Source organism: Streptomyces sp. NPDC029041 (assembly GCF_040637515.1).
Classification (GTDB): domain Bacteria; phylum Actinomycetota; class Actinomycetes; order Streptomycetales; family Streptomycetaceae; genus Streptomyces.
This window is the reverse complement of sequence record NZ_JBEZWO010000004.1, coordinates 52,000-70,115: the sequence shown is the minus strand read 5'-3', so window position 1 is coordinate 70,115 and position 18,116 is coordinate 52,000. Positions and strand designations below refer to the sequence as shown.

The window sequence follows — 18,116 nt, the reverse complement described above, 5'->3', positions numbered from 1 at the left end:
CCGCCGGATCAGATCCCCAACTCCTGGGCGAGCACCGCCGCTTGTACCCGGCTCCGCAGCCCCAGCTTCCCGAGCAGCCTGCTGACATGGGTCTTCACGGTCGCCTCGGCCATGTCGAGCCGCTCCGCGATGCCCGCGTTGGACAAGCCCTGGCCGAGGCAGGACAGCACCTCGCGCTCCCTCCGGGTCAGCTGTTCGAGCACCGCCGGATCGGCCGCGGGCTCCCGCGCGGGTTTCGCCGCGAACGCCGCGATCAGCCGCCGCGTCACCGCCGGGGCGATCAGCCCCTCTCCGCGCGCCACCGTCCGCACGGCCTCCAGCAGTTGCTTCGCCTCGGTGTTCTTCAGCAGGAACCCGCAGGCGCCCGCCCGCAGCGCCCCGAAGACGTATTCGTCGAGGTCGAAGGTGGTCAGCACGAGTACGTCCGCGAGCTGTTCCGCCACGACCTGCCGGGTCGCCGACACCCCGTCCAGGCGCGGCATCTGCACATCCATCAGCACCAGGTCCGGCCGCAGCTCACGGGCCAGCGCCACCGCCTGCTCACCGTCCGCCGCCTCGCCGACCACCTCGATGTCGGGCGCGCTGCGCAGGATGAGGACCAGACCCGCACGGACGGCGGACTGGTCCTCGGCGACGAGGACCCGGACGGGCGAGCTCATGCGATGTCTCCTTCGGCGCTGTGGCTGACGGGGAGGGTGGCGCGCACCAGCCAGATCCTGCCCTCGGGCGAGTCCTCGGGGGCGGCTTCGAACGTGCCGTCGAGCAGGGCCACGCGTTCTCTCATGCCCACCAGACCCGCGCCGGAGCCGGGGGCGCGCGGGCCGTCCCGGTCCCCGTACGGGCTGGTCACGCTGACGACGAGAGAGCCGTCCCGCCGGGCGAGGGACACGGCGACCGGGCCCGGGGCGGCGTGCTTGAGGGCGTTGGTCAGCGACTCCTGCACGATGCGGTAGGCGGCGAGTTCGACGGGTGCGGGCACCTCGCTCCGTTCGGCGTCGAGGGTGACGTCGAGGCCGTTGGTGCGGGCGCTGTCGACCAGGGCGCCCAGTCCGTCGAGGGTGGGCGCGACGCCGGGCTCGGTGTCGCCGCTGTCGTCCCGCAGGATTCCGATCAGCCGCCGCATCTCCGCGAGTCCTTCCACGCTGTTCTCGCGGATGACCCCCAGCGCCTCCTGCGAGGTCTTCGGATCGTCCAGGGAGAGTGCGGCGGTGGAGTGGATCGCGATCGCCGACAGGTGGTTGGCGACCATGTCGTGCAGCTCGCGGGCCATCCGGGCCCGCTCGGCGGTGACCGCCTGGGTGCGGTCCATCTCGGCGAGCAACGCGGTCTGTTCGGCGCGCAGCCGGGCCGCCTCGGCCGCGTCACGGTGGTTGCGGACGATCAGGCCCGTGGCGGCGGGGCCGAAGGACACGAGGCCGGTGACCACGCCGATCAGCAGCGCCTCGGGCTCGCGCCAGACGGCGAACGGCACCACCGCCCCGGCCACCGAGAGCAGCCCGGTGATCCGCGGGATGCGGTGGGCCGACGCGGGCGGGCCGTACAGGACGGCCGCGTACATCAGGTCCGTGTACATCAGGATCGTGACCAGGCTGCCCTGGGTGAGGACGTCCAGGACGATCGCGGCGGTGCCGATCAGCAGGGCGGTGCGCGGTGCGGTGCGCCGCAGCAGCTCGCAGCCGGCCATGACGAACAGCGGCAGCAGCACCGGCCAGCGGCCCGGCAGCAGCACGTACACCTCGGTGGCCGGGCGGGTGGCCAGCCCGAGTGCCCACAGCAGCAGCCCGCCCAGCAGACTGCCCAGGGCGACGTACACGTCGAAACGGCGTGGGCGGGGGAGTCGTACGGCCATGCCACCATCCAACACGGCCGCCGCATGCCGCGCGTGAGCCCCGCGGAGGGTCCCCGGCTGCATCTTTCGATGTACCGCGGGTTCGTCAGTCGCGACGACGAATCGGGCCGCGCCGGCCGGGAGCCTTGAAGGGTGACCGAGAGGAGCGAACCGTGATCGTCGCCTTGATCGCCGCCTGCGAGATCGGCTTCTGGGTGCTGCTGGCGGCCGGCCTGTCCGTCCGGTACCTGCTGCGCATGCCGCGTACGGGGCTGGCGCTGCTGCTGTGCGAGCCGCTGCTGGAGGTCGTCCTGCTGGTGGCCACCGCGCTGGACCTGAGGAACGGCGCCGAGCCGAACTGGACGCACGGTCTGGCCGCCCTGTACATCGGCTACACCGTGGGGCACGGCCACCGCACGGTGAAGTGGCTCGACGGCCACGCGGCCCACCGGCTGGGCGGCGCCCCGAAACCGGCCGGCCCGCCGCGCTACGGCATGGCCCGGGCGCGGCACGAGGGGACGGTGTGGCTGGGCACGCTGACGGCGGCCGTCGTCGCGACCGTGCTGCTCCAGCTGGCCATCTGGTACGTCGACGATCCGGGCCGCGTCACCTCGCTGGAAAGCTGGCGCTATGTGGCCTGGCGTGCGGCGGGGATCCACGGCCTGATCGCGCTGAGCTATCTGATCTGGCCGCGGAAGGCTCCCGCCGGGGAGGCCGAGGTGACGCTGGAGAAGGAGAAGGCGCGGCGTTAGGGCCGGTACCTCGGCCGCGGGCCGGTGGTGGCTGGCCGCGCCCACGCGGCGGAGCCGCATATCGCATCAGCCCCGCGCCCCTTTCGGGGCGCTTTCAGCGCTCCCCGCCCGGCACCCACAGCACGTCTCCGACCTCCTTGTTCGCCGTCCTGGCGAGGATGAACAGGAGGTCGGAGAGGCGGTTGAGGTAGGTGGCCGTCAGGGGGTTCATCGTCTGGGCGTGGACCTCCAGGGCGGACCAGGTCGAGCGCTCCGCCCGGCGGACCACCGTGCAGGCCTGGTGGAGCAGGGCCGCGCCGGGGGTGCCGCCGGGGAGGATGAACGAGCGGAGCTTGTCCAGCCGTTCGTTGAAGCGGTCGCAGTCGGCTTCGAGCTTGTCGATGTAGAACTGCTCCACCCGCAGGGGCGGGAACTCCGGGTTCTCCACCACCGGGGTCGACAGGTCCGCCCCCACGTCGAACAGGTCGTTCTGAACGCGGGTGAGGACCGTGACGATCTCCGCGTCCAGCCCGCCCAGCGCGATGGCCGTGCCGATCGCCGCGTTGGCCTCGTTGGCGTCGGCGTACGCGGCAATCCGCAGGTCGGTCTTGGCGACCCTGCTCATGTCGCCGAGGGCGGTGGTGCCCTGGTCGCCGGTCCTGGTGTAGATGCGCGTCAGATTGACCATGTGGCCAGCGTAGTTACGGTCAGGCGGTTCGGAACACGCGTGTGCCCACTGTCACGGACAGCGCCGTGAGGGCGACGGACACCAGGACGCCGTACAGCATGTTCGCCGTGGCGTAGTCGCCGACGTAGGCGTCCCGCACGGCGTCCACCAGATAGCGGAACGGCATGAGGTGGGACAGGACGTCCAGCCAGTCCGGGCCCAGGGACATCGGGAGCATCAGCCCGGACAGCAGCATGGACGGCAGGGTCAGTGCGTTGATCGCCGGACCGAAGCTCTGTGGGCTGGTCATCTTCATGGCCAGCGCGTACGACAGGGATGCCAGCGACAGGGTGAGCAGGGCGACGAACCCGAAGCCGATCAGGACGCCGGCCAGCGGGGCGCGCAGGCCCATCACCACCGCCGCCAGCACCAGCAACGCGGCCTGGAAGACGAACAGCGTGGCGTCCCGCAGCACCCGCCCGAGCAGCAGGGCCAGCCGGCTGACGGGGGTGACCCGCATCCGCTCGATCACCCCTTGGCCCTTCTCCATCAGGACCGTGAAGCCGGCGAACGACGCCCCGAGCAGGCCCAGTTGGAGCAGCAGACCGGGAACGAGCACCTGCCAGGAGCTGCCGTCCCCGCCGAGCGGCAGGTCCGTGAGCAGCGGGCCGAAGAACAGCAGGTACAGCAGCGGCGTCAGGACGCCGAAGAGCAGTGCGAAACGGGAGCGCAGGATCTGGCGCAGATAGCGGCCGTAGATCAGGGCCGTGTCCTGGAGCAGCATCTGGGACCTCCTATACGGCCACGGGCGTGGCGTCGGCCGGGGCGGCGCTGCGGCCGGTGATGGCGAGGAACGCGTCCTGCAGCGAGGCGTCGAGCGAGCCGCCGTACCGCAGCTTCAGTGCGCTCGGGGTTCCCTCGGCGACGACCACGCCGTGGTCGACGACGACCAGCCGGTCGGAGAGGGCGTCGGCCTCGTCGAGGTAGTGCGTGGTCAGGAAGACCGTCGTGCCGTGCTCGTCGCGCAGCCGGCGGACCAGGTCCCACAGGTCGGCGCGGCTGCCGGGGTCGAGCCCGGTCGTCGGCTCGTCCAGGAACAGCACCTTCGGGCGGTGGGTGAGCGCCATCGCGATGTCCAGCCGCCGACGCTGCCCGCCGGACAGCGTGCCGCACTTGCGGTCGAGCAGCTCAGTGAGGTCCAGGTCGCGGGCCAGTTCTCCGGCGCGTTCGACGGCCCGGGACCTGGTCAGCCGGTACAGGCGTCCCTGGGTGACCAGCTCCTCGCGGACGCTGATCTGCGGGTCGACCCCACCGGACTGGGCGACATAACCGCAGGCCCGCCGCACCCCGGCCGGGTCCGAGGCCAGGTCGTGGCCCGCGACGGTGGCGGCGCCGCCGGTCGGCTGCAGCAGGGTCGTCAGCATGCGCAGGGTCGTCGTCTTGCCGGCGCCGTTCGGGCCGAGGAACCCGAGGATCTCGCCCTCGCGGACGGTCAGGTCGATGGACCGCACGGCCTCCACGGGGCCGTTCCTGGTCAGGAAGGTACGGGCCAGTCCGGCCGTACTGATGATGGTCATGCCTACAGAAAAACAGAGTCTCCCAAAGTTTGCAATGACACCAAATTTTCACACCCCCCAGGGAAGCTAGGATTCGGACATGGCTGAAGGGCTCAGGGAACGGAAGAAGCGCGAGACCAGGCAGCGCATCTCGGACATCGCCACCGGGCTCTTTCTGGAACACGGGTTCGTGACGGTGACGATCGCCGAGGTGGCGGAGGCGGCCGATGTCTCCGTGAACACCGTCTACAACTACTTCCCGGCCAAGGAGGACCTGTTCTTCGACCGCTCCCAGGGCGTCGTCGACCGGCTCGCCCGCTGGGTGCGCGGGCGGGACGAGGGGGAGTCGGCGGCCCGGGCGGTGCTGCGCGAGCTGCGGGCCGAAATCGAAGCCGTCTCGCCCCGCATCGGCCTGACCGAGGGCTACGACCGCTTCATGCGCTGCATCGACGAGGCGCCGCCGCTGCGCTCCCGGCTGTGGAGCATCCAGCAGGAGGTCCAGGACAACCTGGAGGCGACGCTGCGCGAGGAAACCGGTGCCGCCGCCGGCGACCCGCTGCCCGGGCTGATCGCCGGTCAGATCTGCTGGATCCACGGCACCGTTTTCGGTGCGATCGGCCGCGAGATGGTCAAGGGGCGCAACCCGGACGAAGTGTCCCGGGAGATGCTCGTCCTCCTCGACGACGTCGAGGAGCTGTTGAGCGAGAAGGTGCTCAACTACGCCGTACGAGGCGCCCCGTGACCCCTGCCGGTGTGATGTCCGTCATGTGAGACGTGACGCGCATTACTTACTGGTCACACAGCCCCTCACGAGCGCTAGTGTCCGCCCGAGAGCAGACATGAGCAGCGCGTCAGGGGAGTCGCACAGTGGCACGGAAGCTTGCCGTCATCGGAGCCGGCCTCATGGGGTCCGGCATCGCCCAGGTCTCCGCGCAGGCGGGCTGGGAGGTGGTCCTGCGTGACGTCACCGAGGAGGCGCTGACGCGGGGCACCGACGGCATCAAGGCGTCGTACGACAAGTTCGTCGCCAAGGGCAAGCTGGAGGCGCACGACGCCGACGCCGCCCTGGCCCGCATCACCGCGACCACCGACCTGGACGCCGTGGCCGACGCGGACGTCGTCGTCGAGGCCGTGTTCGAGAAGCTCGAGATCAAGCACGAGATCTTCCGGGCGCTCGACAAGATCGTGAAGGACGAGGCGGTCCTCGCCTCCAACACCTCCGCCATCCCGATCACCAAGATCGCGGCGGCGACGGAACGCCCCGAACGGGTCGTCGGCACGCACTTCTTCTCGCCGGTGCCCATGATGCAGCTGTGCGAACTGGTGCGCGGCTACAAGACCAGCGACGAAACCCTCGCCACCGCGCGGGAGTTCGCCGAGTCGGTCGGCAAGACCTGCATCGTCGTCAACCGTGACGTCGCCGGCTTCGTGACGACCCGTCTCATCTGCGCCCTGGTCGTCGAGGCCGCGAAGCTGCAGGAGTCGGGCGTGGCGAGCGCCGAGGACATCGACCTGGCCTGCAAGCTGGGCTTCGGTCACGCCATGGGCCCGCTGGCGACGGCGGACCTGACCGGTGTCGACATCCTGCTGCACGCCACGAACAACATCTACACCGAGTCCCAGGACGAGAAGTTCGCGGCTCCCGAGTCGATGCGCCGGATGGTTGACGCCGGTGACATCGGACGCAAGAGCGGGCAGGGCTTCTACAAGCACTGAAACCGCACATGCCCAGGGGCCCATCACACCCCCGGGTGAATTCGGTATCGGTTCGCTTACAAGAAGCAACCTCTGACTCCTCCACACAGTCAGAGGTTGCATCACCCACATCCAGAACGCGGAGCACCATTCGCACGCACGGGGAGCGCATATGTACATCAGGGGCGACCACGCCGGGCTGGTCGTCGGGGGCCGCCTCGACGTCCGGAGCGCGGCGGACGCCCGTACGGTCCTGCACTCGGCCGTCGACGACGGAGTCGGGGACCTCGTGCTGGACCTGTCCGAACTGGACTCCTGGGACGCCACCGGCCTGGGTGTGATCATGGGAGCCCACCGACGGGCCGGCCGCTGCGGCCGGCGCCTGGTGCTGCGCGACGTACCGCCGCAGATGCAGCGCCTGCTGGTGGCCACCCGCCTGCACCGGATCCTGGCGATCGAGGGAGGCATCGGGGTGGAGACGCTTCCCCGCGTGTGACGGCTCGTACGGGTGTGAGCCGGGCGACCGGGGAGACCCGGACGCAGGGCGCCGCACCGGGCGACGCGCACAATCCTCACGAGACCGTGACGTTACGGACGGAGCGGTACCCCGGACTGTCGTAGATACTGTGCGAAGGTTTAGGGTTCGGCTGCCCGCTGCCTTGACACCCTTCGGCGGGACCGGACCAGAAGCGACAGCGCGGTGTGCAGCAAGGCCGGGAGGGGCTTTTCCGAGCACACACACGCTTTTGGGGGGCTTGACCTATGGATCCTGACAACCAGGGACCCGAGGAGTACGGCCACGAAGGTGACGGCCCCGCGCCGCGCCAGCGCCCTCCCAGGGAATCCCTCACGCCCGAATTCGCCCAGCACGCACCGGCGCTCGCCCGCACGGTGCAGCTCGTCGCCGGCGATTTCCTGCTGACGGTCAACCCCGTCGACGGCAGCGAGATCGAGGCCTGCCCGCCCACCCGACGGCCCGCCCGGCCCGTGAAGCTCACGGCGGCCGAGCGCGCCGAGGCCGAGCGCGCGGCCCGTCCGCCCGTCCCGCCCGGCCCCCCGCAGCCCGCCCTGCCGCTGCTGGCCCGCCAGGACGAACGCGAGCGCCTGGTGCGCCTGCTCGCCCGCGGCCGCTCCACCCGCCTCACCGGCCCGGCCGGCTCCGGCCGCACCCGCCTCCTCGACCTGGTCGCCGAGGACTGCTCCGACCTCGCCCCCGACGGCGTCGTCCGTCTCAACGGCTTCGGACGTACCTCCGACGACCTGCTGTACGGCCTGTTCCACGCGGTCTTCAGCGCCCCGCTGCACCGCCCGGACCGGGACGAGCTGCTCACCCACCTCCGTGAGATCGGCGCGGTCGTCGTCCTCGACGACCTGGAGTTCGGCGGCGCCGCGCTGGACGAGCTGCTGGAGGCGACCCCCGAGTGCGCCTTCCTGTTCGGCGCGACCCCGGACGTGCCGGCGCCCTCGGCCGACGCCGCCGTCGAGGAGGTCGTCCTCGGCGGGCTGGAGCGCGCGGCCGGGCTCGACCTGCTGGAACACGCCGTCGGCCGGAGCCTCACCGAGGACGAGTCCAACTGGGCCGGAGACCTCTGGTTCGAGTCCGAGGGCCTGCCGCTGCGCTTCGTCCAGGCCGGCGCCCTGCTGCGGCAGCGCGACCGGCTGCGCGCCGGCACCAGTGCCGTCGACGAGTTCGGCGTGTTCGAGGACGCGCCCCCGGCCGACAGCACCGAGACCTACGACCTCGGCGACGACGTGCCGCTGCCCGCGCTGGGCGAGGCCGCCGCGCCCGCGCCGCTGCTCGCCTCCCGGCTGAGCGCCTCCGCCCGCGCCACCCTGCGGTTCGCGCTCGCCCTCGGCGGCGAGGTCCCGCACCAGGCACATCTGCCCGCCCTGGTCGGCGACACCCACGCGGACGCCGCACTCGGCGAACTGGCCGCCTGCGGCCTGGTCTCCCCGGTCGGCTCCCGCTACCGCCTCGCGGCCGGCGTCCCGGCCCAGCTGGAGGCCGCCGGGTACGCCGACGACACCGAGGCCGGTGCCCGCAGCGCCGCCCAGCACTACTCCTGGTGGGCCGGGCACCCCTCGGTCACCCCCGAGCGCGTGTGCGCGGAGGCCGACGCGGTCCTCGCCGCCCTGGCCGTCCTCGGGCCGGTCACCCGTCCGCCCGCCGAGGGCGAGGAGAGCGCGGCCGTGCACCTGGCCCGCACCGCCGCCCCCGCGTTCGCCGCCGGACTGCACTGGAGTGCCTGGGAGCGGGCCCTGCGCTCCGGCGCCGAGGCCGCCCGGCTCGCCGGGGACGTGGCCGAAGAGGCCTACTTCCACCACGAGCTCGGCGTCCTCGCGCTGTGCGCGGGGCAGCTCGACCGGGCCCGCGCCGAACTGGAGGCCTCCATCGGCCTGCGCGGCGCCCTCGCCGACAAGCGGGGCACCGTCGCCGGCCGCCGTGCCCTCGCCCTGGTCGCCGACCGCTCGGGCACCCCGCTCGGGCTCGGACCGACCGCGGGGGAGGAGGTGCCCGACGCCCGTGACGAGGAGTCGGCGTCCCCGCCCGGCGGTGTCCCGGCGCCCTTCCCGCAGCTCCAGCAGCCGCCCTCCGCGACCCTGGTCACCCACCGCAGCTCGCCCGCGCCCTCGCGGGCGGCCCGGGGCGGCCTCAAGGGGCTGGCCCGGCGCAACCTCGTGGCCGCCGGCGCCGGTGCCCTGCTCGTCGCCGTCCTCGGCACGGTGGTGACGCTCGGTGCCACCTCCGACAACGACAAGAACCCGCCCTCCGGCCAGGTCGGCGTCAACCCGTCCGCCAGCCAGGGCGTCGTCGACGACAGCATCGGTGCCGACCGGCCGGGGAACGACAGCGGCGGCGGCACCGGCGGTGCGCCCGTCCGCCCGACGGACCCGGGCCCGGACGGGACGCCCGGCACGTCGGACGACCCGACGCCGACGGACTCCCCGAGCGGTTCGCAGGACCCGAGCGACTCGGCGTCGCCGTCGAAGCCGCCGTCGTCGTCCAAGCCGCCGTCCTCTCCTAAGCCGAGCTCGCCGAAGCCGCCGGCCTCCTCGTCCAAGCCGCCGACGAGCTCGTCGACACCGACCTCGCCGGCGCCCACCCCGACGGACACCGGGCAGCCCACGCCGACGACGACCCCGCCGACGACGAGCCCTTCCACCTCCGACTCGGCCAGCGGCCCGGCGCCCAGCGCTCCCACGAGCACCTCGGCGAGCGCGTCGCAGAGCACCACGGGCACGCCGAGCGGCCCGGAGACGGTGATCTGACGCCCGTGCACACGGCGGGGCCGGGTCCGTTCCTCGGACCCGGCCCCGTTCGTCGTCGTCCGGCTGTCAGAACAGCCGCAGCTTGTCGTCCTCGATGCCGCGCAGCGCGTCGTAGTCGAGCACCTGGCAGCCGATGCCGCGGTCGGTCGCGAGGACGCGGGCCTGGGGCTTGATCTCCTGGGCCGCGAAGACACCGCGCACCGGGGCGAGATGGGGATCGCGGTTGAGCAGTTCCAGGTAACGCGTGAGCTGCTCCACGCCGTCGATCTCGCCGCGCCGCTTGATCTCCACGGCGACGGTCCTGCCGTCGGCGTCCCGGCACAGGATGTCGACCGGTCCGATGGCCGTCGGGTACTCGCGGCGGATCAGCGTGTAGCCGTCGCCGAGTGTCTCGATACGGTCGGCGAGCAGTTCCTGGAGGTGCGCTTCCACGCCGTCCTTGATCAGGCCGGGGTCGACGCCCAGTTCGTGCGAGGAGTCGTGGAGGACTTCCTCCATCGTGATGATGAGCTTCTCGCCCGCCTTGTTGACGACGGTCCAGACGCCTTCCTCCTCGCCGGTGCCCTCCTTCAGGGTGCAGGGCGGCGACATCCAGTTCAGGGGCTTGTAGGCCCGGTCGTCGGCGTGGATCGAGACGCTGCCGTCCGCCTTCACCAGGATCAGGCGCGGGGCCGAGGGAAGGTGGGCGGTGAGCCGCCCGGCGTAGTCCACGGAGCAGCGGGCAATGACGAGACGCATGGTCGGCAACGCTACTCGACGGGCGCCTGTCGACGCGATTCGCCCTGGAAAACACGTGTTCGGTAATGGCCGATTGTGTGCATGGTGTGCTCATTGGGAGTGTCTCATCTGCGCATTTTCCTGGTGCCGTCACCCCGCGTTGCTTACCGTATGAACGGGAGGTCGCGGTGCGTGTACGCAGCGTGTCCGGCGTCGCGGACTTCCCTTTCTGTCCGGCAACCCCTGCCCGCCGGGCGGGGGTGCGAGAGGAGAACTCATGTCGCTCGACGTCTCACCGGCCCTACTCGAACAGGCCGAGCGAGGCGAGGTCGACGAAGCGGAATTCGTCGACTGCGTCCGGACCTCCCTGCCCTATGCGTGGGAGATGATCAGCTCACTGGTGGTCCAGCTGAAGGTGGACGGCGGTGCGTTCGCCGACAACCAGACGCCCCCGCCGGACGAGCAGGCACGCGGTCAGCTGCTGCGTGCGCTTGCGAGTGACGCGATACGCGGCGCGCTGCAACGGCACTTCGGTGTGCGCCTGGCCTTCCAGAACTGCCACCGGGTGGCCGTGTTCCCGCTCGACTCCTCGGTCGACGAGAAGCTGGACCGTTTCACCTCGGTCCGCAGTCAGGTGCTGAACCAGTCTCCCGAGTTCCGGGACTGCTGACGCGGCGCCACTTGCTTGCCGCTCCGTACGCGGGAGGTGCGGTTCTGTACCGGAGCGGCAAGCCCCCAGGAAGTCACCGCGCTCTCAGGCGAGTTGGGGGAGCACCTCGGTGCCCAGCCGCCGCACGTTCTCCTCGGTCGCCGCCAGGTCGCCGGAGCCCTCGACGAGCAGCGCGAAGCGGGAGATCCCCGTCCGCTCGCTGGTCGCCGCCAGCCGGTCCGCGCACAGCCGCGGAGTGCCCACCGGGTGGAGTCCGCAGAGCAGTTCGGTGTAGGCCAGCGGGTCGCGCATCCGGCGCGTGCGCCCGTCGACCGTGACATGCGCCTCCAGGCCCTGCTTCAGCCAGCCCGGCATCGCCTTCATCAGCGTCTCCGCCGCGTCGACCCGCCGGTCCGCGATCTGGCAGACGCCGGCCGACACATGGGACGCACCCAGGATCTCCTCCGGCGACCGGCCGCAGGCCCGTGCGTGCTGCCGCCACAGCGCGACCATCTCGGCCTTCTCCTCGTCGCCCACGTGCATCCCGAGCAGCATCGGCAGGCCCCGCTCGGCGGCGAGCCGCACGCCGGCCGGTGAGGTGCAGGCGACGACGAGCTCGGGCCCCGGGCCCTCCGCCAGGGCCTCCGACGGCCGCGGCACCACCGGGACTTCACGGAAGCGGAACCGCTCCCCGTCGGCCGCCACGGACGACTCGCGCAGCCACCGCACCAGGAGCTCCAGAGACTCCGGGAACCCCTTCTCGTAGGCCTCCAGGCCCGCGCCGAACACCTCCAGGTCCACCCAGGGGCCGCCGCGGCCGACACCGAGCGTGAAGCGCCCGTCGCTCGTGTGGTGCAGCAGCGCCGCCTGTTCGCCGAGGGCCACGGGGTGCGCGGTGGGCAGCACGCTCACCGCCGTACCGACCCGGATGCGCCGGGTGCGGCCCAGCAGAAAGGCGGCCAGGGTGATGGCCGACGGACAGGTGCCGTACGGCACGAAGTGGTGCTCGGCCAGCCAGACCGTGTCGAGCCCGGCCTCCTCGGCCACCTCGGCCGAGCGGACCGCGCGGTGCAGCGCCTCTCCCTCGCCCTGACCGGGGAACCGGGCCGCCAACACGAAACTTCCAACGCGCATCGCTTTCCTGCTTCCTTGGCTCCGACACGGAGCTCCCCCACACCGCATAACCGTCCGACACGTGCCGAGGACACGGCCGGGCGGAGTATTTTGCGGATTGTCTGCAGAATGGCCGTTCGTCGGCAGCCGGGGAGAGGGACGTGCCGGGGGGCGGTCCGGCCGGACGCGTGGGGCACTCAGGGCGATTCGTGCCGTACGCGTACCTCTCTGCGCGCCGCGTAGGCTGGATACGGCCCGTGCTTCCTGTATAGCCCCGAGAGGTGTCCCGTGTCCCCGCGTCGCAACCGAGCCAAGGACGCCGGTTCTTCCGGCCGGAGCGCCGAGGACGACCGCCCCGGCCGCTACGGCGGCTGGCAGTCCTCGCAGAACTGGCAGGGCGAGAACTGGAACGTGCGGCACGTGGCCGGTGCGAGCGCGCAGGGAAAGTCGTACCGCTGCCCGGGCTGCGACCAGATGATCCCGGACGGAGTGCCGCACGTGGTGGCCTGGGCGGACCACGCGGGCGTGGACGACCGGCGGCACTGGCACAAGGCCTGCTGGAACGCGCGGGACCGCCGCACCCCGGGGGTGCGGCGGTCCCGTAACGCGCCGAGATTCTGACCGGGCTCAGACGTCCCGCTTCTCCTGGAGCACGAAGGCGCCGCCGAAGGTGACGGCCGTGACGCCGAGGATGATCCACAGCGGGTCCCAGCCCGACGGGCCGGACTCGCTCAGGGAGTTGGCGTAGAAGACGCTGAGCTGGTTCGGGATCGAGTACTCGAACAGTGCGTCGCGCACCTTCTGCAGGGACTCGGAGAACATGAACAGCGCGATCACGAGCGGGGCCAGTACGGCGCCGATCATGATGGTGATGGCGCCCGCCGAGTGCCGGATGATCGAGCCGACGAGCAGGGAGAGCAGGCCGAGCAGCGCGATGTAGAGCGAGATGCCGACCGTGCCCTTCAGCCACTCGCCGCCGGAGGGGGACTTGGCGCCGTCGCCCTCCAGCATCGCCACGTGCAGGAACGCGACGAGGGACGCGGACACCAGCGTCACGGCGAACGCGGTCAGGAAGAACACCACGGCCTTCGCCGCCAGTACCCTGCCCCGGCTCGGGCACGCGACCATCGTGGTGCGGATCATGCCGGTGCCGTATTCCGAGGCCGTGGTCAGCACGCCCAGTGTGATGATGCACATGCTGCCCAGCAGCAGCCCGAAGAAGCCCAGGCCGAGGGGGCTCTGACCGCTCAAGGCCGGGTCCGACTCGGCCACCACCACGCCGGTCAGCGTGCCGATGCCGATGACGAGCAGGACGAACACACCGAGCGTCCACAGGGTGGAGCGCACCGACCTGATCTTCGTCCACTCGGACGCGATGGCGTGACCGAGGTGCGTGCGCACGACCGGGATCGGCGAGGTGTAGCCGGCGCCGCCGCCGTAGGAGGCGGAACCGGGAGCCGCCTGCCAGGCGGGCGCGGCCTGCGGCATCTGGGACTGGGGGCTGCTCATCGGGCGTCCTCGGGCTTGGTCAGGTCGGAGGTCGGGGCGGCGGCGGGCGCGGACGGCGCGGCGGCGGGCTGCGCGGGCTGCGGAGCGCTCGCGGGCGCGGGCGGGGCGGCTGCCGGGGGCTGACCCGGGGCGGCCTGGGGCGCGGGCCGGGCGGAACCCTGCGGAGCATTCTGCGGCGCCTGCTGCGGGGCACCCTGGGGCGCCGGAGGCGTCTGGGGCGCGGGCTGGGCGTACGGGTTGGCGGTGCCCGGGCCGGAGGCGCTCTGGGCGGAGCCGTAGGGGCCCGCCGGAGCCTGGCCCGGCGTGCCGCCCGGTGCGCCCTGCGGCGTGCCCGGGAAGGGCGCGCCGCCCTGCTGGGGCGGCGGCGGGGCGTACCAGCCCGGCTGGCCCTGCCCGGGCACCGGCATCGGCGGCTGCGCGCCGGGCGGCAGCGGCTGCTGGAGCCCTTCCTTCTGGTCGATGGTCGAGCGGTAGTCGACGGCGCCCTGCGTCATCCGCATGTACGCCTCCTCCAGGGAGGCCTGGTGCGGCGACAGCTCCCACAGCCGTACGTCGGTGCCGTGCGCGATGTCGCTGATGCGGGGCAGCGGCAGACCGGTCACACGCAGCGCGCCGTCCTGCTCGGGCAGGACATGACCGCCCGCCTCGGTGAGCGCGGCCGACAGCTTCTCGCGCTGCTGCGGTTCGGTGTCGGGCGTCCGCACGCGCGCGAAGTCCGCCGAGTTCGCCGAGATGAAGTCGGTGACGCTCATGTCCGCGAGCAGCTGACCGCGCCCGATGACGATGAGGTGGTCGGCGGTCAGCGCCATCTCGCTCATCAGGTGGGAGGAGACGAAGACCGTGCGGCCCTCCGCCGCCAGCGCCTTCATCAGGTTGCGGACCCAGAGGATGCCCTCGGGGTCGAGGCCGTTGACCGGTTCGTCGAACAGCAGCACCTGCGGGTCGCCGAGCAGCGCCGCCGCGATGCCGAGCCGCTGCCCCATGCCGAGGGAGAAGCCCTTGGACCGCTTCTTGGCCACGTCCTGCAGACCGACGACCCCGAGCACCTCGTCCACCCGCCGGGCCGGGATGCCCGAGAGCTGGGCCAGGGACAGCAGGTGGTTGCGGGCGGACCGGCCGCCGTGCACCGCCTTGGCGTCCAGCAGCGCGCCGACCTGCCGGGCGGCGTTGGGCAGCCTGCGGTACGGATAACCGCCGATCGTCACCTGCCCGGCCGTCGGGTTGTCCAGGCCGAGGATCATGCGCATCGTCGTCGACTTGCCCGAGCCGTTCGGCCCGAGGAAGCCGGTGACGGCTCCGGGCCGCACCTGGAAGGAAAGGTTGTACACAGCGGTCTTGTCGCCGTAGCGCTTCGTCAGGCCGACTGCTTCGATCATGCTCCGCACCCATCGCAAGGTTCAGGACAGCGGGGCACACGCCCCCGTAAGGGTTAGGAGGATATCGAGGCGCTGACGGTTCCTTCCAAGAGGAGGTAAAAGACCGGCCCGCATCCGTCCCGCTAGGCGTCGCGCTTCTTCAGCAGCACGTAACCGCCGACGAGCGCGGCGAGCACCCACAGCCCCATGATTCCCAGGCCGCCCCACGGTCCGTACGGCGTGTCGTCGCCGGTCGGCGTGACCACCTGCATGATCTTGCTGCCGGCCTGGTCGGGAAGAAACCGCCCGACCTTCTTCGTCGCGTCGACATTGCCCAGGATGTTGGAGATCAGGAAGAAGAACGGCATCAGGATGCCCAGCGACAGCATCGGCGAGCGCAGCATCGCGGCGACGCCCATGGAGAACATCGCGATCAGCGCCATGTAGAGACCCCCGCCGAGCACGGCCCGCAGCACTCCCGGGTCGCCGATCTCCGCCCGGTGCGAGCCCAGCATCGCCTGCCCCAGGAAGAAGGCGGCGAAGCTGGTGACGAGACCGACCAGCAGGGCGAGCCCACTGGCGACGGCGATCTTGCTGAACAGGAAGGACCCCCGCTGCGGCACCGCGGCCAGTGAGGTGCGGATCATGCCGGTGCTGTACTCGTTCGACACGACCAGCACCCCGAACACGATCATCGCGAGCTGACCCAGGCTCATCCCCGCGAAACTGATGAACGTCGGGTCGAACTCCGCCCGGTCCTGCGCGTTCATCGAGTCGAACTCGTTCTTCGACAGCGCCGAGATCAGCATGCCGAGGGCGACCGTCACGACCACCACCAGCGAGAGTGTCCACACCGTGGATGCCACCGACCGGATCTTGGTCCACTCCGACCGGACGACCTGCGTCACCGCCATGCCTCAGCCCCTCTTCCAGCCGTCGCCCCACTGCTGCCGCGGTGGCTCGGGGCTCGTCGCGCTCGTCCCGCTGTGTGCGTGGTACTCGACCGACTCCGCGGTCAGCCGCATGAACGCCTCCTCCAGCGAGGCCTGTTGCGGACTCAGCTCGTGCAGCGTGATCCGGTGCTGCGCCGCCAGCTCACCGATCCGCTCGGCCTTGCCGCCGTCCACCTCCAGCACCCCGTCACCGCTCTGCACGGCCACGATCCCGGCCTGCTGCAGCACATCGAGCAGCCGCTCCCGCTGCGGGCTGCGGACCCGGACGTACGAGCGTGAGTTGCGGTCGATGAAGTCCGCCATGGAGGTGTCCGCGAGGAGCCGCCCCTGCCCGATCACGACGAGGTGGTCGGCCGTCAGGGCCATCTCGCTCATCAGGTGGGAGGAGACGAACACCGTCCGCCCCTGCGCGGCGAGCGACTTCATCAGGGTGCGGATCCAGTGGATGCCCTCGGGGTCGAGGCCGTTGACCGGCTCGTCGAACATCAGGATCCTCGGATCGCCGAGCAGCGCGGCCGCGATGCCGAGCCGCTGCCCCATGCCCATCGAGAAGCCCTTGGTTTTCTTCTTCGCGACCGCGGTGAGCCCGACCGTCTCCAGCACCTCACGCACCCGGCTGCGCGGAATGCCGTTGCTCTGCGCGAGGCACAGCAGATGGTTGTAGGCGGTGCGCCCGCCGTGCCAGGCCTTGGCCTCCAGCAGGGCACCGATACAGGTCAGCGGGTCCTTGAGCTGTGGGTAGTGCTTGCCGTCGATACGGACGTCGCCGGCGGTCGGATGGTCGAGACCCAGGATCATCCGCATGGTCGTCGACTTGCCCGCGCCGTTCGGCCCGAGGAAGCCGGTGACGATGCCCGGTCTGACGGTGAAGGAGAGGTTGTTGACCGCCACTTTCTCGCCGTACCGCTTCGTCAGCCCCTCGAGCTCAATCATGCCGCCACGCTAGAACGTGGCAAAGCCCTCTGCCACCCGAGCGGCAGAGGGCTTTGCGGAGGTTCAGACTCCGTATGCCTGGCTGTTACCGGGACTGCTGGGCCGGGACCCCACGGGAGATCGGCTCGTCCTCGGCCGGCGTGCCGGCGGCGGCCACCGCGGCGCCCGTGAGCGTCGCGAGCATCTCGCGGACGTTGGTCAGCTGGGCGTTGATGCTGTCGCGGCGGTTGGTGAGGGCGGCCAGCTCGCGCTCGGATTCCGAACGGATGCGGTCGGCCTTGGCGTTGGCGTCGGCCACGATGTCCTCGGCCTGGCGCTGGGCCGTCTCGACCGTCTGGCGGGCGCGGCGCTCGGCGTCCGTGCGCAGCTTCTCGGCCTCCAGGCGCAGCTGCTCGGCGCGGTGCTCGATCTCGGCGAGGCGCTTCTCGGCCTTGGCCTGACGGGAGGCCAGGTCGCGCTCGGACTGCTCCCGGCGCTTGGCGAGGTTCGTCTCGAAGTCGGCGGCGGCCTGCGCGGCCTTGGCGCGGGTCTCCTCGAAGAGGGCGTCCGCCTCCTCACGCTTGGACTGCGCGTCCTTCTGCGCCTCGGAACGCAGCTGAGCGGCGTCACTCTTGGCCTTCTCGACGATCCGCAGGCCCTCGTCCTCGGCCTTCGCCTTGCGGTCCGCGGAGTACGACTCGGCGTCGTTGCGCACCTGCTGGGCCGCCGACTCGGCGAGCTCGCGGTGCTGCTCGGCCGCGCGCCGGGCCTCCTCGCGCAGGTCCTTCGCCTCTTCCTCGGCGAGACGGAGGATCTTCTCCACGCGCGCGCCGAGACCCGCGTACGACGGCTCGGCGTCGGTGATCTGGGCCTGGGCGTTCTGCGTCTCGAGGTGGAGCTCTTCGATGCGCTTTTCCAGAGCGGTGATGCGGGAGAGAGCGCTGTCACGGTCGGAGACGAGCTTGGAGATACGTTCGTCCACCTGAGCGCGGTCGTACCCACGCCGCACAAGCTCGAAGCCGTAGGGGGAAGTGTCGCTCATGGGGTTCCTGTCGAATGAGACCGGTGAGGTGATAGGTGGAATCCTAGGGGCCGAAACGGTGTGTCATCGAGCGGATGCGCGTTTGACTTGGAAAATGAGACCCCTTTTGGGTGGCTAAG

The 18,116-nt window shown here is 71.3% G+C and carries 19 protein-coding genes; 7 read left to right on the top strand and 12 right to left on the bottom strand.

Features of this window, described 5'->3' with window-relative positions:
- Positions 1–8: 8 nt before the first annotated feature.
- Together AB0F04_RS10630 and AB0F04_RS10625 are read right to left on the bottom strand one after the other, a co-directional pair.
- Positions 9–659: a response regulator transcription factor gene (locus tag AB0F04_RS10630; RefSeq protein ID WP_362039922.1), complete on the bottom strand. Its 651-nt coding sequence runs from the start codon at positions 657–659 to the stop codon at positions 9–11.
- Positions 656–1,849 (bottom strand): histidine kinase, encoded by a 1,194-nt coding sequence (locus AB0F04_RS10625; protein WP_362039920.1) that lies wholly within the window; start codon positions 1,847–1,849, stop codon positions 656–658. Before AB0F04_RS10625 ends, AB0F04_RS10630 begins: the two co-directional genes overlap by 4 nt.
- 152 nt (positions 1,850–2,001) lie before the next feature.
- On the opposite strand from AB0F04_RS10625, the gene AB0F04_RS10620 reads away from it, so the two are divergent.
- Positions 2,002–2,580, top strand: a complete 579-nt coding sequence (locus tag AB0F04_RS10620; RefSeq protein ID WP_362039918.1) for a hypothetical protein — start codon at positions 2,002–2,004, stop codon at positions 2,578–2,580.
- Between the two features lie 94 nt (positions 2,581–2,674).
- Here AB0F04_RS10620 and AB0F04_RS10615 read toward each other — a convergent pair whose 3' ends face one another.
- From AB0F04_RS10615 to AB0F04_RS10605, 3 genes are read right to left on the bottom strand one after another with little or no spacing between them, the layout of a single operon-like run.
- A complete protein-coding gene (locus AB0F04_RS10615; RefSeq protein ID WP_362039917.1) occupies positions 2,675–3,247 on the bottom strand; it encodes a cob(I)yrinic acid a,c-diamide adenosyltransferase in 573 nt (190 codons plus the stop codon).
- 19 nt (positions 3,248–3,266) lie between these two features.
- Entirely contained in the window at positions 3,267–4,010 is a 744-nt protein-coding gene (locus tag AB0F04_RS10610) for an ABC transporter permease (protein ID WP_362039916.1), read from the bottom strand.
- A gap of 10 nt (positions 4,011–4,020) precedes the next feature.
- A complete protein-coding gene (locus AB0F04_RS10605; RefSeq protein ID WP_362039913.1) occupies positions 4,021–4,803 on the bottom strand; it encodes an ATP-binding cassette domain-containing protein in 783 nt (260 codons plus the stop codon).
- A 79-nt stretch (positions 4,804–4,882) separates the two neighbouring features.
- Here AB0F04_RS10605 and AB0F04_RS10600 point away from each other — a divergent pair, with 79 nt between their 5' ends.
- From AB0F04_RS10600 to AB0F04_RS10585, 4 genes are all read left to right on the top strand, one after another.
- A complete protein-coding gene (locus AB0F04_RS10600; RefSeq protein ID WP_362039911.1) occupies positions 4,883–5,524 on the top strand; it encodes a TetR/AcrR family transcriptional regulator in 642 nt (213 codons plus the stop codon).
- Between the two features lie 125 nt (positions 5,525–5,649).
- Entirely contained in the window at positions 5,650–6,498 is an 849-nt protein-coding gene (locus AB0F04_RS10595) for a 3-hydroxyacyl-CoA dehydrogenase family protein (protein ID WP_362039910.1), read from the top strand.
- Positions 6,499–6,649: 151 nt separating this feature from the next.
- Positions 6,650–6,973, top strand: coding sequence for an STAS domain-containing protein (locus AB0F04_RS10590; protein WP_053670569.1), 324 nt, complete (start codon positions 6,650–6,652; stop codon positions 6,971–6,973).
- 266 nt (positions 6,974–7,239) lie between these two features.
- Positions 7,240–9,747: an ATP-binding protein gene (locus AB0F04_RS10585; protein ID WP_362039907.1), complete on the top strand. Its 2,508-nt coding sequence runs from the start codon at positions 7,240–7,242 to the stop codon at positions 9,745–9,747.
- Between the two features lie 66 nt (positions 9,748–9,813).
- Here AB0F04_RS10585 and nucS read toward each other — a convergent pair whose 3' ends face one another.
- Positions 9,814–10,485, bottom strand: a complete 672-nt coding sequence (gene nucS / locus AB0F04_RS10580; protein ID WP_053670567.1) for an endonuclease NucS — start codon at positions 10,483–10,485, stop codon at positions 9,814–9,816.
- Positions 10,486–10,741: 256 nt separating this feature from the next.
- Between nucS and AB0F04_RS10575 the strand changes: the two genes are divergently transcribed.
- Positions 10,742–11,134 (top strand): SCO5389 family protein, encoded by a 393-nt coding sequence (locus tag AB0F04_RS10575; RefSeq protein ID WP_362039905.1) that lies wholly within the window; start codon positions 10,742–10,744, stop codon positions 11,132–11,134.
- 84 nt (positions 11,135–11,218) lie between these two features.
- Here AB0F04_RS10575 and AB0F04_RS10570 read toward each other — a convergent pair whose 3' ends face one another.
- The gene (locus tag AB0F04_RS10570) at positions 11,219–12,247 is read right to left on the bottom strand and encodes an LLM class flavin-dependent oxidoreductase (RefSeq protein ID WP_362039903.1); all 1,029 of its coding nucleotides are present in this window, start codon (positions 12,245–12,247) and stop codon (positions 11,219–11,221) included.
- A 267-nt stretch (positions 12,248–12,514) separates the two neighbouring features.
- Between AB0F04_RS10570 and AB0F04_RS10565 the strand changes: the two genes are divergently transcribed.
- Positions 12,515–12,847: an ATP/GTP-binding protein gene (locus AB0F04_RS10565; RefSeq protein ID WP_362039901.1), complete on the top strand. Its 333-nt coding sequence runs from the start codon at positions 12,515–12,517 to the stop codon at positions 12,845–12,847.
- A 6-nt stretch (positions 12,848–12,853) separates the two neighbouring features.
- Here AB0F04_RS10565 and AB0F04_RS10560 read toward each other — a convergent pair whose 3' ends face one another.
- The 5 genes from AB0F04_RS10560 to AB0F04_RS10540 form a co-directional block, all read right to left on the bottom strand.
- Positions 12,854–13,735, bottom strand: a complete 882-nt coding sequence (locus tag AB0F04_RS10560) for an ABC transporter permease subunit (protein ID WP_362039899.1) — start codon at positions 13,733–13,735, stop codon at positions 12,854–12,856.
- A complete protein-coding gene (locus AB0F04_RS10555) occupies positions 13,732–15,111 on the bottom strand; it encodes an ABC transporter ATP-binding protein (RefSeq protein ID WP_362039897.1) in 1,380 nt (459 codons plus the stop codon). Before AB0F04_RS10555 ends, AB0F04_RS10560 begins: the two co-directional genes overlap by 4 nt.
- Before the next feature lie 122 nt (positions 15,112–15,233).
- The gene (locus AB0F04_RS10550) at positions 15,234–16,004 is read right to left on the bottom strand and encodes an ABC transporter permease (RefSeq protein WP_362039895.1); all 771 of its coding nucleotides are present in this window, start codon (positions 16,002–16,004) and stop codon (positions 15,234–15,236) included.
- A gap of 3 nt (positions 16,005–16,007) precedes the next feature.
- The gene (locus AB0F04_RS10545; RefSeq protein WP_362039894.1) at positions 16,008–16,976 is read right to left on the bottom strand and encodes an ABC transporter ATP-binding protein; all 969 of its coding nucleotides are present in this window, start codon (positions 16,974–16,976) and stop codon (positions 16,008–16,010) included.
- Between the two features lie 85 nt (positions 16,977–17,061).
- Complete coding sequence (locus AB0F04_RS10540; RefSeq protein ID WP_362039892.1) at positions 17,062–17,997, bottom strand: cellulose-binding protein; 936 nt, start codon at positions 17,995–17,997, stop codon at positions 17,062–17,064.
- Positions 17,998–18,116 lie beyond the last annotated feature (119 nt).